Consider the following 13,577-nt stretch of genomic DNA (forward strand, 5'->3'; position numbering starts at 1 on the left):
CCGAAAAACATTTTCGAGAAAATTGCAGTTCTGACCCCCGGATAGGACACTCTTCTCAAAGCAGAGGAAGTGACAATGTCCAACCAGAACCCGGTCTTCATTCCCGGCCCCACAAACATCCCCGACCGTTTGCGCCTGGCGATGCAGGTCCAAACTCAGGACCACCGCGCCCCGGATTTCGTTGAGACCTTCGCGCCAATCCTGGAAGGCACCAAAAAGGTCTTTGGTACCACGACCGGACAGATCGTCACCTTCCCGTCCAGTGGAACCGGTGGATGGGAGGCCGCAGTGACCAACACGCTCAGCCCCGGCGATGCAGTTCTGGTCGCCCGCTACGGCATGTTCAGCCACCGCTGGATCAACCTGTGCCAACGTCATGGGTTGGATGTTCGGATCATTGAATGCGCCTGGGGCAGCGGCGCGCCGGCGGCGAAATTTGCCGAGGCTTTGGCTGCCGATACGGGCCATGAGATCAAGGCCATTCTGGTCACCCATAATGAAACCGCCACCGGTGTGCGATCTGATATCGCCGCCATACGCAAGGCGATGGACAGCAGCAATCACCCGGCGATGCTGTTTGTGGATTGCGTCAGCTCGCTGGCCTCGATGCCATTCGAGTTTGATGACTGGGGCGTTGATATCGCAGTGTCCGGCTCGCAGAAGGGCTTCATGTTGGCGACCGGCATGGCGATCCTGTGCGTCAGCCCCAAAGCGCTTGCGGCGATGGAAGCGGCCAAGCTGCCGCGTACCTTCTTTGACTTCCGCGACATGATAAACGCCAACGCATCGGGAGGGTTCCCCTACACCCCGCCATTGCAGCTGATCTATGGTCTGCGCGAAAGCCTGAAGATGCTGTTCGAAGAAGGCCTGAACACTGTCTATGCCCGCCACTTCCGTCTGGCCGAAGGCGTGCGCAAGGCCACCGCGGCCTGGGGGCTGCAGCTGGTGGCACAGTCGCCGGATCTCTACTCGGATACGGTCAGCGCAATCTATGTGCCCGAAGGCTTCGACAGCAATGCGCTGACCGACCATGCCTTTACCGCCTATGGCGTCAGCTTTGGCATCGGGCTGGGTGAGATGAACGGGAAAGCCTTCCGCATCGGCCATCTGGGCAGCCTGACGGATGTGATGGTGTTGTCCGGTCTGGCTGCCATCGAAATGGCCATGGCCGATCTGGACTATCCGATCAAGCTGGGCAGTGGTGTCGCGGCGGCGCAGGAATACTTCCGCGCAAGCCACGCCTCCCCCATGCAATCCGCAGCATAAGGAGGGGCCTGATGCTTGACGCGATGACCTCGGCTGATTGCCTGACCCTAGCCGATATGCGCGAAGCGCATGAGCGGATCAAACCACATATCAACCGCACCCCGGTGCTGCGATCCGCCTATCTGGACGATCTGACCGGCGCGCAGTTGTTCTTCAAATGTGAAAACTTTCAGGAGGCGGGCGCCTTCAAAGTGCGCGGCGCCTGCAACGCCGTCTTTGGGCAGAATGATCAGGCCGCCCAGCGCGGTGTCTGCACGCATTCTTCCGGCAACCATGCGCTCAGCCTGTCTTATGCCGCCGGGCGCCGGGGCATCCCGTGCAACGTAGTGATGCCGCGCACAGCGCCGCAAACCAAGAAAGATGCGGTGCGCCGTTATGGCGGGATCATCACCGAATGCGAACCCTCGACCACCTCACGCGAAGCGGTGTTTGCTGAGGTGCAGGCGCGCACAGGTGGCGAGTTCGTGCACCCTTACAACGATCCCCGGGTGATCGCGGGGCAAGCGACCTGCTCGGCGGAACTGCTGGACCAGACCGACGGTCTGGATGCCGTGGTCGCGCCGATTGGCGGCGGCGGCATGATCTCGGGCACCTGCCTGACCCTGTCGAACCTCGCGCCTGAAGTGAAGATCTATGCCTCGGAACCGGAACAGGCCGACGATGCCTATCGCAGCTTCAAAGCGGGTCACATCATCGCTGATGACGCGCCGGTCACCATCGCCGACGGGTTGAAAGTGCCGCTAAAGGAAAACACCTGGCACTTTGTGTCGAACTTCGTCAGCGACATTCACACCGCCAGCGAAGACGAAATCATCGCAGCGATGAAGATCACCTGGAAATACCTGCGCATCGTGATGGAGCCCAGCTGCGCGGTGCCGCTGGCGACCATCCTGAAGCACCCGGAGGTGTTCAAGGGCAAACGCGTCGGCGTGATCATCACCGGCGGCAATGTGGATCTGGACAAACTGCCCTGGATCAAGGGTTGAGGAGGACATCATGAACACGCCCGCAAACATCGAACAACTTGAAGTCGGCTACGACATCCCCGCTGCCATCGGCATGGACGCATCCGACATCCAGACCCCGGCGCTGGTGCTGGATCTGGATGCGCTGGAGCGTAACATCAAGAAGATGGGCGATTACGCCAAAGCCCACGGCATGCGCCACCGGGTGCATGGCAAGATGCACAAATCCGTCGATGTGGCCCGATTGCAGGTCGAGCTGGGCGGTGCCTGCGGCATCTGCTGCCAAAAAGTGTCCGAGGCTGAGGTTTTTGCCCGGGGCGGTATCAAGGATGTGCTGGTGTCCAATCAGGTGCGTGATCCGGCTAAAATCGACAGGCTGGCGCGGATGCCCAAGCTAGGCGCGCGGATCATCTGCTGCGTCGACGATATCGACAATGTCGCCGACCTGTCCGAAGCGGCCCAGCGCCACGGCACCCAGATCGAATGTCTGGTCGAGATCGATTGCGGCGCGGGTCGTTGTGGCGTGACCACCACCCCCGAGGTCATCGCCATCGCCAAGGCCATCGACGCGGCCTCCGGGCTGAAGTTTGCCGGTCTCCAGGCCTATCAGGGCGCGATGCAGCACATGGACCTCTACGAGGATCGCAAAGCCAAGATCGACATCGCCGTGGCGCAGGTGAAAGGCGCCGTGGATGGATTGAAGGCCGAAGGGCTGGACTGCGACATCGTCGGCGGCGGCGGCACGGGGTCCTACTACTTCGAGAGCACGTCGGGCGTGTATAACGAACTGCAATGCGGCTCTTACGCCTTCATGGACGCCGATTACGGCCGCATCCTCGATGAAAACGGCAACCGCATCGACCGGGGAGAATGGGAGAACGCATTCTTCATCCTCACCAGCGTCATGAGCCATGCCAAGGCAGACAAGGCCATCGTCGATGCGGGCCTCAAGGCGCAATCGGTGGACAGCGGCTTGCCGGTGATCTTTGGCCGCACGGATGTGGAATATGTCAAATGCTCGGACGAGCATGGCGTGGTTGCCGACCCGGACGGTGTTCTCAAGGTCAATGACAAGCTGCACCTGATCCCGGGCCACTGCGACCCGACCGCCAATGTGCATGATTGGTATGTGGGTGTTCGGAACGGCAAAGTTGAAGCGCTTTGGCCGGTCTCTGCCCGCGGCAAGGCTTACTAAGCCGCCGCACATGCGTCCCGGGCGGCAGTTTTCCCTTCCCCTGCCGCCCGGACCTGCACCCCAGAGCTTAAGGAAAAGGTCATGAAAGATATGACAGACACACCCCTGCTGATCGTTGGAGAAGACCTGTGCCAGCAACTGGTTGGCCGCGCCGAAGCGTTTGACGCCGTGCAGGATGTCTTCGCTGCCATGGCGCGCGGCGATGCCTATAACTTCCCGGTCATCCGTGAGGCCATCGGCTATGCCGACGCGCTTTATGGTTTTAAATCCGGCTTCGACCGCACCGGGCAGGTGCTGGGCGTCAAATCAGGCGGCTACTGGCCGGGTAACATGGACAAGGGTCTAACCAACCACCAATCCACCGTCTTCCTGTTCGATCCCGATACCGGGCGCCTGTCGGCGCTGGTCGGTGGCAACTATCTGACCGCGGTGCGCACAGCGGCATCCTCGGCTGTCTCCATTACGCATCTGGCGCGTGAGGATGCTAAGGTACTGGGCATGGTCGGCGCAGGCCATCAATCAACCTTCCAGCTGCGCGCCGCTGCCGAACAACGCGATTTTGAGAAAGTTGTCGCCTGGAACCCCCACCCCGAGATGCTGCCCCGTCTGGGCGCGGTTGCGACCGAGCTGGGTCTGGGCTTTGAGGCCGTCACCCAGGAAGAGCTGGGCGCGCAGGCGGATGTGATCATCACCATCACATCCGCCTTTGAACCACTGCTGATGAAAGAGTGGGTCAAACCCGGCACCCATCTGGCCTGTATGGGCACCGACACCAAAGGCAAACAAGAACTCGACGCCACGCTGGTCGCTTCGGCAACTGTCTTCACCGATGAGGTCGCGCAGTCCATCACCATCGGCGAGGCCCAACACGCCATCGCAAACGGCACCCTGACCGAGGATCAGATCACCCCCATCGGGGCAGTCATCAACGGTGATCATCCGGGCCGCAGCAGCGATGACGAGATCACGCTGTTCGACGGCACCGGCGTTGGCCTGCAGGACCTGGCTGTCGCCTCGGTTGCCGCCCATCTGGCGGGCAAGGCCGGGCTGGCTGAACAGGTGGTACTCTAGACACACGCTTCTTCCAAGCGGGCTTTGGGCAGGTCGATCCGTCGGCCTGTCTGCCATGCCGGATCAGCAAGATTGCAATCAGTTTTTCTTGACTAGCCGATGCGTGTTTTTTTCAAGCAGCCCCCACCGCTCCAGCTTGTCTGGGTTTTCTCTAAGCGGATCATCGGGGTCGCGCTCTGACGGGGATTGTTGGAAGGCGATCGCACCGGATCGCACAAGCAATCTGCGCAGCTCATCATCCTCAAACCCTCTTATATGTGACTTGATGGTGTAAAAGCTTCGCAACTCCCACCCTTGGCGGTCCAGCAGATGAATGATCGCCGCTTCGGTTGAGGTTTCAAGCTTCAGTTCTTCGCGTATTCTGACATGTTCGTGCCGTGACTGATAATGCGCGGTAAGATATGCAACGATGATCGAGGCAATGATCGCCACGAACCATTGGTTTTTCGAAACCCACTCCCAAACGACGTTTAGCCAATCCATGTCTTCACCCTCAGCTACTGCTCTGACACCAAAGCCTCAGCTGCGTGTTTTGGCAAGATCGTCGCACCGGATCGCAGGATGAAGAATTGCAATGCTGCGCGCCAGGCACTTCTGGCGCCCCCTTCGGGTCGCGCCCACCGTGACGTAGAAAGGCGGCAGGATGGAACCCGCCGCCATGGACCTGGATCTACCCGTTCTTTCCAACCACCTGGATCCGTATGGACCCCATTGAGTTTGATACATACTCAACCGTGTCACCAATTTGCAAAAACCGGTTTGATGCCAGTTCCTGACGTATGAAGCTTTCGATAACGCCTTCATATCCAGACATGGATGAAAGGAATGAAGCCGAACCGATATAGTTCAACACGCCACGGGTGATCTGCCTGACCGAGGGTGGCATAAAGATCACCCCCTCCGGCGTACCGGACATCAGCGCCTGACCTTGATGAATCTTGGCATCATCCACCAGCAGCCAATTCTGATCCTGATAGACAAAGCGGGTGGATGTAGTGTCAGACAGTACCTTTTCTACCAGCTTGTCAAAGCCCAGTGTCATTTCACCACCATGGGCATCCTGTCTCAGGATACCATCTCGGTAGGTCTGGATACGCTCGGCTTTGACAAAGTCTTCCCAGTTCGATGGGATGACCAGAAACGGCCCGCTGGGAAAGAACCCAACTCCGCTTTTTGAATCGCTGAACCCAAGGCCCGAGTCAAAGTTATCGGTGTCGATCATACGCATCAGCTTGGACCGGTCCGTAAAGTCGCCACACAGGAAAAAGCCTTTCTGCGCATGCGCGAAATCTTCCATCGTCGCGATATCACGATCAAAGCGGGTGCAAATCTCTACCTCATAGTCCAGAAGAACGCCCGGTTCGTATGAAACAGTTGTCACCGGAGGGGTCGAACGCCCAAATTTGGGAAAGTTGAAAACCAGTTCGCTTTGGGTTTCTGCGGCATGTTCCGGAAAGTTGGTGCCTGAACCTATGTGCCGATCAGCGTCTCCTGCGGCCGGTAACAACTGATCAATGCGATAAGTCTCGGTCACTACATCGCCGCTGCCCGAAAGGCTGCGCTGGTACAAGCTTTGCAGTTCATCGCGGCCCAGCTGATTCAGCACGTGAAACGGGCTGACATCCAACGAAGCACCATAGGCCGACAGATCGACACCCCGTACTTCATCATTTTCCAGACCCGTCACCAGAACTGCCCTGATCTGACCTTCCGCATCCAGGGTCTGAGAGAATGTAAGCGCTTGCTCGGGCGGCAATACACCCGAGACCATGGGCTCGTCTGCAACTGAAATTGCATTCACCCGGTTGGGGTCCTCATCAAAGGCATACGCCCACACCAGAACACTGCCAAACAGCCCCGCCAAAGCGCCCAGGACGACTCGTTTCATGTTTTCACCTTGCTGTTAAGAGTATGGGCAATGCGCCAAGCTGCGAATTGCCTATCTGTGTTTTGCCCCGTCGATGACGGGCCATGGTCGACCAGGCCTAGAAGTTAAAGGAAACTCCGATCCGAGCGCTCAAGATGTCGTCTTCATCGATGATGGGGCTGTCAGATACCTCGCCAGGAAGAAAATCAGCTCTTAGCCCGCCGACCAGAACCCAGCGGTCATTGATCGGGCGAACCGCGTTGATTTCCGCAAACGGTATATACACATTCCCCGGCGCATATGCTGGGCGGCCCGGGCGGCTTTCGGCATCAGACACACCCCAAACATATTCGCTCAGGCCGTCGCTCTGCCATCCGACACCGCCGACAAATTCCAGTGAAAGTTTGCCAAGCTGTGTGCCGTATCGCGCGTCCAGCACGATTTCCTGCCCTTCGTGTTCGCCGGTCACTTCCTGACGAAATGTTGCGCCTGCGCCAAAGCCCCGACCCAAATCATAGTCGAGTTCTAGAGCCAGATCGCCTGTGATCTCTCGGTCGATCCCGTCCAGCTCTGGTGCGTCGGTGGAAAACAGGCCGGAAAAACGCGGCACCAGCCCAAGTGAAACGGACAGACCGTTTGCATCATAGGCCTCATACTCGATCCCAAGCGTACCGATCGAAAGGGGGCCATTGCGGTAGGTGATCAGCGGATAGGGAACAACCTCGGTGTCTTCGCCCAGATAAGGGTTTGTCGCGATCCCTGCGACCAGGCCAAGCTGCCACTGGCCTGACGGTGCAGCGTCTTGCGCAAAACCGGGGCTCGCAAGACCCGCAACTGACGCAGCAGCAGTGAGGAATTTTAGATTTCGCAAGTTATGTTTCCTTCTAACGAGGTTCTTGGTCTGAGATGGTGATCATCTCTGGGTGCGCGCGCAGGATTGCCCCTGCGGCTGCTGCAAGAGGTAATTGGGCTTCGATATTTCAGCAGGTGCGTTCGGATCATATTTTTGGTGCAATCGGCGCGTATCCAGACAGGTGCGACACCTGACCCGGTTTTCACCGCAATGCCTAGACAGCGAATGGAGGTGCTGCGTCAGGTTGGCAAAACACCGTATGCCGGCCACGCTCGGCCACAAATGATTTCGGGGGAACACATGAAGACAGATCACCCAGGCGATACCGACAGGCTTGTGACCTGCACCCCCTCTGCCCTATCACTTCATTATCATTGTCCGACGCACGACCCGCGTAGGGCTCAGATATTTACGGACCTGGCGCGCACCACCTGCGTCAATGTTCAGAACAAGGAATTTAAAACATGCCGATCGTGACACAGCCCTGCACCGCTTTTGCGGGCCAGAAACCCGGAACCTCGGGACTGCGCAAAAAGACGCGGGTGTTTATGGAGCCGGGCTATCTGGAGTGTTTTGTCCAGTCGATCTTCAACGCCATTGACGGTGGCGTGGGCAAAACGCTGGTCATTGGCGGCGACGGTCGGTTCTTCAATGCCGGGGCCATCCAGATCATCCTGCGCATGGCCGCAGCCAATGGCACGGCCCGGGTGATCGTCGGCCAGAATGGTCTGCTGTCTACACCGGCCGCGTCGAACCTGATCCGCAAGCGAAAGGCCGATGGCGGCTTTATCCTGTCGGCCAGTCACAATCCCGGTGGCATCGATGCGGATTTCGGTCTGAAGTTCAACGGGTCGAACGGCGGCCCAGCCTCGGAAAGCCTGACCGAGAAATTCTATGCGCAATCACAAACCATCGCCGAGTATCACACGCTAACAACCGACGATATCGACCTCAGCCAGATTGGCACATCTCAGCTTGAGGGGATGCAGATCGAAATCGTCGACCCGGTCACCGATTACGCCGATCTGATGCGCGAACTGTTCGATTTTGATGCGATCCGGGCCCTTCTGTCCGATGGCTTTACCCTGCGCTTCGACGCGATGCATGCGGTGACGGGACCTTATGCAACCACGATCCTTGAGCAGGAACTCGGCGCGCCAACGGGTTCGGTGCTCAACGCAATACCCTCCGTCGATTTCGGCAAGGGCCATCCTGACCCCAACCCCATCTGGGCCAAGCCGCTGGTCGATCTGGTCATGTCACCCGACGGGCCGGATTTTGCCGCAGCCTCTGACGGAGATGGCGACCGCAACATGATCCTGGGTAAAGGCATCTATGTCACCCCATCGGACAGCCTGGCGGTTCTGGCTGCCAATGCGCAGCTGGCCCCGGGTTATGCCAAAGGTTTGGCCGGCGTCGCCAGATCCATGCCCACAAGCACCGCGGTAGACCGCGTGGCCAGCCATCTTGGCCTCGATTGCCATGAAACTCCAACCGGCTGGAAGTTCTTTGGAAACCTGCTAGACGCCGGTCGGATCACTTTGTGCGGAGAAGAGAGTGCAGGGACCGGATCGGATCACGTGCGCGAAAAAGACGGATTATGGGCAGTACTCCTGTGGCTGAATATTCTCGCAAAACGCCGGGTTTCGGTCCGCCAGGTCATGGAAGACCACTGGCAGACCTATGGGCGGAACTATTACTCGCGCCACGACTACGAAGGCGTGGACAGCGCCAAGGCTGATCAGATGATGTCGGAGCTTATCGCACGGCTAACAGACCTCCCCGGCAGCGGCACGGATGGGCTTGTGATCGCGACCGCAGATCAATTTTCCTATCACGACCCCGTCGATGGATCGGCCAGCCATAATCAAGGCATCCGCATCGTCTTTGAAAACGGCAGCCGCGGTGTGATCCGCCTGTCCGGTACCGGTACGGATAACGCCACCATCCGCGTCTACCTGGAAAGGTTCACGCCAAAGGATGGCGATCTGGGGGCCGATCCGCAAAGTGCCCTGAGTGGGGTTGCCAATGTCATCGTCGCGATTACCAGGTTGCAAGAGATTTGCGGGCGGTCTTCTCCGGATGTGATAACCTGATTGCATGACCGGCCTATTCAGAGGTCTCAAAACGTAGCGTTCGTATGCTCGGATCAAACCGGCTGTAGGCGGCCAGAAGCCGTGCGCTCCATTTCTGGGCAATGTAATCTGCCATAAAACGCGATGGGGCGATTAACGTGGCAACACCCCCTGCCCTTTCGGCTTCGCTGAGATGTTGGAACCAACTCGCCCAAAGTTCTGGGTCTCGGCCATGTAGAATGGCTTGCACCTGAGTCCAGACATCATCTGCAGCCCCATCAGGCGATACCGGTTTGGCCTTGAAGGGCACGATATTGGTGGCCGCTTCGGGCTCTTCGGTCATGCGCGCCTGGAAATCAGTGCCAATCACAGGCCAGACCTCTGAGGTGTCCAGCATCAGCTGTTTCAAATCCAGCTCGTATACCGCCACGCGCCCGCGCGCAGCTGGTCGTTTGACCACGATCCACCCCATCGCGCGAAACTTCGCCATTTCGCGTTTTACTGTGCGTTCATTCACCGACCACAGCCGCGAGATTTCTTCTCGTCCAATCGACAGCTCATTGCTACGCCAGTTGTACCGCGTGGTGATCAGGGCGACGATACGAAGGATACTGCGCTGGCGATGCTTGTCGCCCGACAGCGCATGTACCGTCAGTGCCGATAGAATATCGTACTTGAGGGCGGGTGCATTACGCCCGACCGGTTTTGCAAGCTGCATCCTCTTTCTCACCGCTCTGGTCTGCCTCATGCGGGTCTTACCGCCGTGTCACGCTGTTTGCCAACGCTTTTCATCATCTTGCAGCGATTAGCGTCCAAAGCTTCGATTCTGTCAAGCAGAGTCTCAATTCAGACCAGTTTGAGAACAGATCCAGATCCAATCAATAAAAGAAATTTGGTGAAGTATTGGTGAAGGGGGACGTCCTGGATGTCCCCTTATTTGGCTATGTTGTCCCCCTAAATGGGGTTACCTACACATTAGTGACCCCCTAATTGTGGGCGGGGCGGTGATGCGCGGCTGTGTCGTTCAGTGCCCCTGGCTCCGAATCGCTCAGCGTTGCGATGACCCTTGTTTTCTTACCCGTGGGTAAGTTTCATCTTCATGATATTTTCTTTTGCGTAAAGTGCAAATCGGGCGTAAATAGAAAAAAGGCAACAAATAGCGTCCTATTAAACGAGAGCTGAGGCATGTACACGCACCAAGATCTAAACGCATTGCGCAATCAATCGCTGAAACTGCAGGGCTGGATACGGCAGCAGACCTTCAGCCCCGAGATGGAGAAGACGCTCCGTCGCTTCTCTAGCTGGGAAGTGTCCGAGCTGATCTTTCGGATCAACCAGTCGACCTTCCGCGGTAAGCTTGCCGCTGACCCTTCGCTGCCCGGTGGTGAGGTCGAGCCAGATGGCCGACAGCGCTGGTTCAGCCTGGAAGAGGTGAACGAGCTGCGTCGCAGGCTCAAGGTGAACCGCAAATCCCTGATGCCGCCTCGCCCCGCTGGCAAGCGCGCCATGCGCGCGGCTGTCGCCAATTTCAAAGGTGGTGCCGGGAAATCGACCGTTGCCTTGCATCTGGCGCATGCGGCTGCGTTGGATGGGTACCGTGTGTTGGTGGTGGATTTCGACCCGCAGGCCACCCTGAGCCATTCGATGGGCCTGACTGATGTGGCCGAGGATTTTACCGTCTGGGGTATCATGGCGCGTGATCTGATCCGTGAAACAGAGCGGATGAACAACCGTCCCGCCGCGGCCGAATCCGGTACCGCCCTGCCCCGCCGGGAGTTGCCACCCGCTATCACTGGCATGGGGCTGGGTGATCTGCGGGTTGCCGACTTTATTCGGCAGACCTCCTGGTCGACGATCGATGTGATCCCGTCCTGTGCTAATGCGGCTTTCGTCGAATTTGCATCGGCTCAGTACCGGCACCTGAACCCCGAATGGTCGTTCTTTGCAGCGGTGTCGCGTTACCTGGATCAGATCCCGGATGACGCGTATGACCTGATCCTTTTTGATTGCCCGCCCGCGATTGGCTATCAGTCTATGAACGCGGTCTTTGCGGCGGATATGCTCTATATCCCTTCCGGGCCGGGGTATTGGGAATACGACTCGACCACCTCTTTCATCGGTCAGCTGGCCGAGGCGCTTGAAGATTTGGCCTATGGGTTCGACAAGACCTTACCCACGGGTAAGATCGGTCTTCCCAAAACCTTCTGCGAGCTTCGCTTTCTGCTGACGCGTTATGAGCCGGGCAACGCCCTGCACCTTGCGATGTTTGAAGCGTTCCGCAAGGTCTTTGGCGATAATGTCGCGCAGCACCCGGTGGAAATGACCCGCGCGGTTGAACAGTCCGGCCGTTTCCTAAGCTCGGTTTACGAGATGGATTACCGCGAGATGACGCGCGAAACCTGGCGCCGCGCGCGTTCGACCTTTGACAATGTCTATGAAGAATTCCGGGACGTCATGCTGACGGCCTGGGACAAGCTGGAGGATGACGCATGAGCCGTAAACGCAGAATGTTTGACATCGATATGCCGGCGATGGAGGACATCCCCGTCGGCAGGGTTCCTGACAAGATTCTGGACAAGCGGCGCGGTCCTATGGCCGCGGCGATCTCTGAAAACGCGGATGCCTTGCGCGATCAGCAATCGACTGAAGATACGATCCGTGCCGAAAATGATCGATTGGCGCATGAACTGGTGCGGTTGCGATCTGAAGGTTTGGTGACCGAGCGCGTGGCGCTTTCGAATGTCGTCACTGAAAAGCTGACGCGGGACCGGAAAGATGGACCGGATGCCGAGTTGGAGGAATTGAAAGACTCGATTCGCGATATCGGCCTGTCAAATCCAATTCGGCTGGAACGTCGCTCGGATGGGCGGTTTGACCTGATACAGGGCATGCGCCGCTTGTCTGCCTATCGTGCCCTATACGAGGAAACGGGTGAGGAGATTTACGCAGAAATCCCGGCGGGCATTTCGGACGCTGCGGATATCAACGACAGCTACCGGCGTATGGTGGATGAGAACCTTATCCGCAAGGATATCTCTTTTGCGGAAATGGGCGCTTTGGCGCGCGCCTATACAGAAGATTCGGCAAATGAATGCGCGGATGTGGATAAGGCGGTGGCAATTCTGTTCAAGTCTGCCAGCTACACCAAGCGCAGCTATATCCGAGCGTTTGCGAGTTTGTTGATGATGTTGGACAAGGTGCTGATGCATCCAAATGACATCCCGCGTAATCTCGGTGTTGAGCTGAAACGTAAACTGGACGCTGATCCTGGTTTGGTACGTCAAGTGAGCACCGCTGTGATGAGCGAACCGGAACGGGACTCCGCGCGTGAAATGGCGATCCTTCGATCGTTTTTAGAGGTTCAGACGGGGGGCGAAAAAAAACCAGCACCGAGCAGCCCTGGAAAAACACGCCGTGCAAAAACGACGTTTCAAGTCTCTGGGCGGGCAGGGGTTGCTAGATGCTCTGCTTCGAATGGGCGCATCGAATTAAAGTACGACCTTGATTTCACACGAGTGGATCGCAGCAAGTTGGAACAGGCTGTTGCCGTCTTACTTGATGGCCTTCAAGAAGAGGATGATCTTACCCACGGGTAAGGAATTCGTTTAGTAAGGCGAAGTCAAGCACCGGGCTAGAAGCCCGGTGCTTTTCGTTCAAGCTCCATCAAATGGTCAACGGCGGAGGGGGGGTAGGGCAGGGACCTACCAAAACACTCAGACCTTGGTACGGGAGTGTTTCGGTCAGACCGGATCAAGCAATCTGGCGTGTTTAATCATTTGGCGCAGGGCCAACCATTCTGTTGTCTGCAGGTTGCACGAGAGTAGGGCGGTGGCCTCCAAAGCCGCTGCAAACGGGCGCTTGGACATATAAATTATTAACAACGGATGTCGGCCTATGGCGCTGACCGAAGAAACCACCAGGAGTGAATGCTGCGCATGCGACCCGGGCTAGGCAGGGCAGGGGACGGGCTGATGAGTTCTAGCCCGCCACTTTGAGCCCCTGTCTGGGCAGAATGGGTTGCGCGTGACAACGGTTTACATTCGGCTCCTCCATGGGTGCCCAAAGGTGCTCAAAAAGTATATATTATGCGCATTAAAGTAATGTGGAGTAGGAAAAAAACGGGCGGGATGGACTCTGTTGGGATGTGTCGCAAACTCTGGGGTCTATTTGAGGTGGTTCTGTCGCAATTTTCTTTGAAGGCTGATGATATCGCGCAGGCGGGTCTATTCCCCTGCCAGTTGGGCAAATTGCTGAAACGGGGAGAGTCCGGGCGTGAATTGACCTT

Annotated in this window: 12 protein-coding genes; 8 read left to right on the top strand and 4 right to left on the bottom strand. The window is 57.6% G+C overall.

What is annotated here, in order from left to right:
- The first annotated feature begins 75 nt into the window (after positions 1 to 75).
- The 4 genes from bhcA (at position 76) to bhcD (ending at position 4,497) form a co-directional block, all read left to right on the top strand.
- The gene (bhcA, locus tag AC2FFE_RS06635; RefSeq protein WP_496846218.1) at positions 76 to 1,266 is read left to right on the top strand and encodes an L-aspartate--glyoxylate aminotransferase BhcA; all 1,191 of its coding nucleotides are present in this window, start codon (positions 76 to 78) and stop codon (positions 1,264 to 1,266) included.
- Positions 1,267 to 1,277: 11 nt separating this feature from the next.
- A complete protein-coding gene (gene bhcB, locus AC2FFE_RS06640; protein WP_496846219.1) occupies positions 1,278 to 2,252 on the top strand; it encodes a beta-hydroxyaspartate dehydratase BhcB in 975 nt (324 codons plus the stop codon).
- Between the two features lie 10 nt (positions 2,253 to 2,262).
- Entirely contained in the window at positions 2,263 to 3,426 is a 1,164-nt protein-coding gene (gene bhcC, locus AC2FFE_RS06645) for a 3-hydroxy-D-aspartate aldolase BhcC (protein WP_496846220.1), read from the top strand.
- A 90-nt stretch (positions 3,427 to 3,516) separates the two neighbouring features.
- Positions 3,517 to 4,497, top strand: coding sequence for an iminosuccinate reductase BhcD (bhcD, locus tag AC2FFE_RS06650; RefSeq protein ID WP_496846234.1), 981 nt, complete (start codon positions 3,517 to 3,519; stop codon positions 4,495 to 4,497).
- A gap of 78 nt (positions 4,498 to 4,575) precedes the next feature.
- On the opposite strand, the gene AC2FFE_RS06655 is transcribed toward bhcD, so the two are convergent.
- From AC2FFE_RS06655 to AC2FFE_RS06665, 3 genes are all read right to left on the bottom strand, one after another.
- Positions 4,576 to 4,980: a hypothetical protein gene (locus AC2FFE_RS06655; protein ID WP_496817747.1), complete on the bottom strand. Its 405-nt coding sequence runs from the start codon at positions 4,978 to 4,980 to the stop codon at positions 4,576 to 4,578.
- Positions 4,981 to 5,167: 187 nt separating this feature from the next.
- The gene (locus AC2FFE_RS06660; RefSeq protein ID WP_496817746.1) at positions 5,168 to 6,385 is read right to left on the bottom strand and encodes a fumarylacetoacetate hydrolase family protein; all 1,218 of its coding nucleotides are present in this window, start codon (positions 6,383 to 6,385) and stop codon (positions 5,168 to 5,170) included.
- A gap of 97 nt (positions 6,386 to 6,482) precedes the next feature.
- Positions 6,483 to 7,235, bottom strand: coding sequence for a MipA/OmpV family protein (locus AC2FFE_RS06665; protein WP_496817745.1), 753 nt, complete (start codon positions 7,233 to 7,235; stop codon positions 6,483 to 6,485).
- A 446-nt stretch (positions 7,236 to 7,681) separates the two neighbouring features.
- Between AC2FFE_RS06665 and AC2FFE_RS06670 the strand changes: the two genes are divergently transcribed.
- Complete coding sequence (locus AC2FFE_RS06670; RefSeq protein ID WP_496817744.1) at positions 7,682 to 9,313, top strand: alpha-D-glucose phosphate-specific phosphoglucomutase; 1,632 nt, start codon at positions 7,682 to 7,684, stop codon at positions 9,311 to 9,313.
- 13 nt (positions 9,314 to 9,326) lie between these two features.
- On the opposite strand, the gene AC2FFE_RS06675 is transcribed toward AC2FFE_RS06670, so the two are convergent.
- Positions 9,327 to 10,010, bottom strand: a complete 684-nt coding sequence (locus tag AC2FFE_RS06675; RefSeq protein ID WP_496846221.1) for a DnaA N-terminal domain-containing protein — start codon at positions 10,008 to 10,010, stop codon at positions 9,327 to 9,329.
- A 467-nt stretch (positions 10,011 to 10,477) separates the two neighbouring features.
- Between AC2FFE_RS06675 and AC2FFE_RS06680 the strand changes: the two genes are divergently transcribed.
- The 3 genes from AC2FFE_RS06680 to AC2FFE_RS06690 all read left to right on the top strand — a co-directional run.
- Positions 10,478 to 11,785, top strand: a complete 1,308-nt coding sequence (locus AC2FFE_RS06680; RefSeq protein ID WP_496817742.1) for an AAA family ATPase — start codon at positions 10,478 to 10,480, stop codon at positions 11,783 to 11,785.
- Positions 11,782 to 12,888 (top strand): ParB/RepB/Spo0J family partition protein, encoded by a 1,107-nt coding sequence (locus AC2FFE_RS06685; protein WP_496817741.1) that lies wholly within the window; start codon positions 11,782 to 11,784, stop codon positions 12,886 to 12,888. Before AC2FFE_RS06680 ends, AC2FFE_RS06685 begins: the two co-directional genes overlap by 4 nt.
- A gap of 489 nt (positions 12,889 to 13,377) precedes the next feature.
- On the top strand, positions 13,378 to 13,577 hold a 200-nt coding region (locus tag AC2FFE_RS06690; RefSeq protein ID WP_496846222.1), incomplete at its 3' end, for a hypothetical protein.

The organism is Ruegeria sp. YTSA168 (assembly GCF_059610045.1).

Excerpts from the sequence above, each read along its gene's own strand:
- AC2FFE_RS06655 (WP_496817747.1), bottom strand. The coding sequence starts at position 4,980 with ATGGATTGGCTAAACGTCGTTTGGGAGTGGGTTTCGAAAAACCAATGG.
- AC2FFE_RS06675 (WP_496846221.1), bottom strand. The coding sequence starts at position 10,010 with ATGCAGCTTGCAAAACCGGTCGGGCGTAATGCACCCGCCCTCAAGTAC.
- AC2FFE_RS06685 (WP_496817741.1), top strand. The coding sequence starts at position 11,782 with ATGAGCCGTAAACGCAGAATGTTTGACATCGATATGCCGGCGATGGAG.
- bhcA (WP_496846218.1), top strand. The coding sequence starts at position 76 with ATGTCCAACCAGAACCCGGTCTTCATTCCCGGCCCCACAAACATCCCC.
- AC2FFE_RS06660 (WP_496817746.1), bottom strand. The coding sequence starts at position 6,385 with ATGAAACGAGTCGTCCTGGGCGCTTTGGCGGGGCTGTTTGGCAGTGTT.
- bhcB (WP_496846219.1), top strand. The coding sequence starts at position 1,278 with ATGCTTGACGCGATGACCTCGGCTGATTGCCTGACCCTAGCCGATATG.
- AC2FFE_RS06680 (WP_496817742.1), top strand. The coding sequence starts at position 10,478 with ATGTACACGCACCAAGATCTAAACGCATTGCGCAATCAATCGCTGAAA.
- AC2FFE_RS06670 (WP_496817744.1), top strand. The coding sequence starts at position 7,682 with ATGCCGATCGTGACACAGCCCTGCACCGCTTTTGCGGGCCAGAAACCC.
- bhcC (WP_496846220.1), top strand. The coding sequence starts at position 2,263 with ATGAACACGCCCGCAAACATCGAACAACTTGAAGTCGGCTACGACATC.
- bhcD (WP_496846234.1), top strand. The coding sequence starts at position 3,517 with ATGACAGACACACCCCTGCTGATCGTTGGAGAAGACCTGTGCCAGCAA.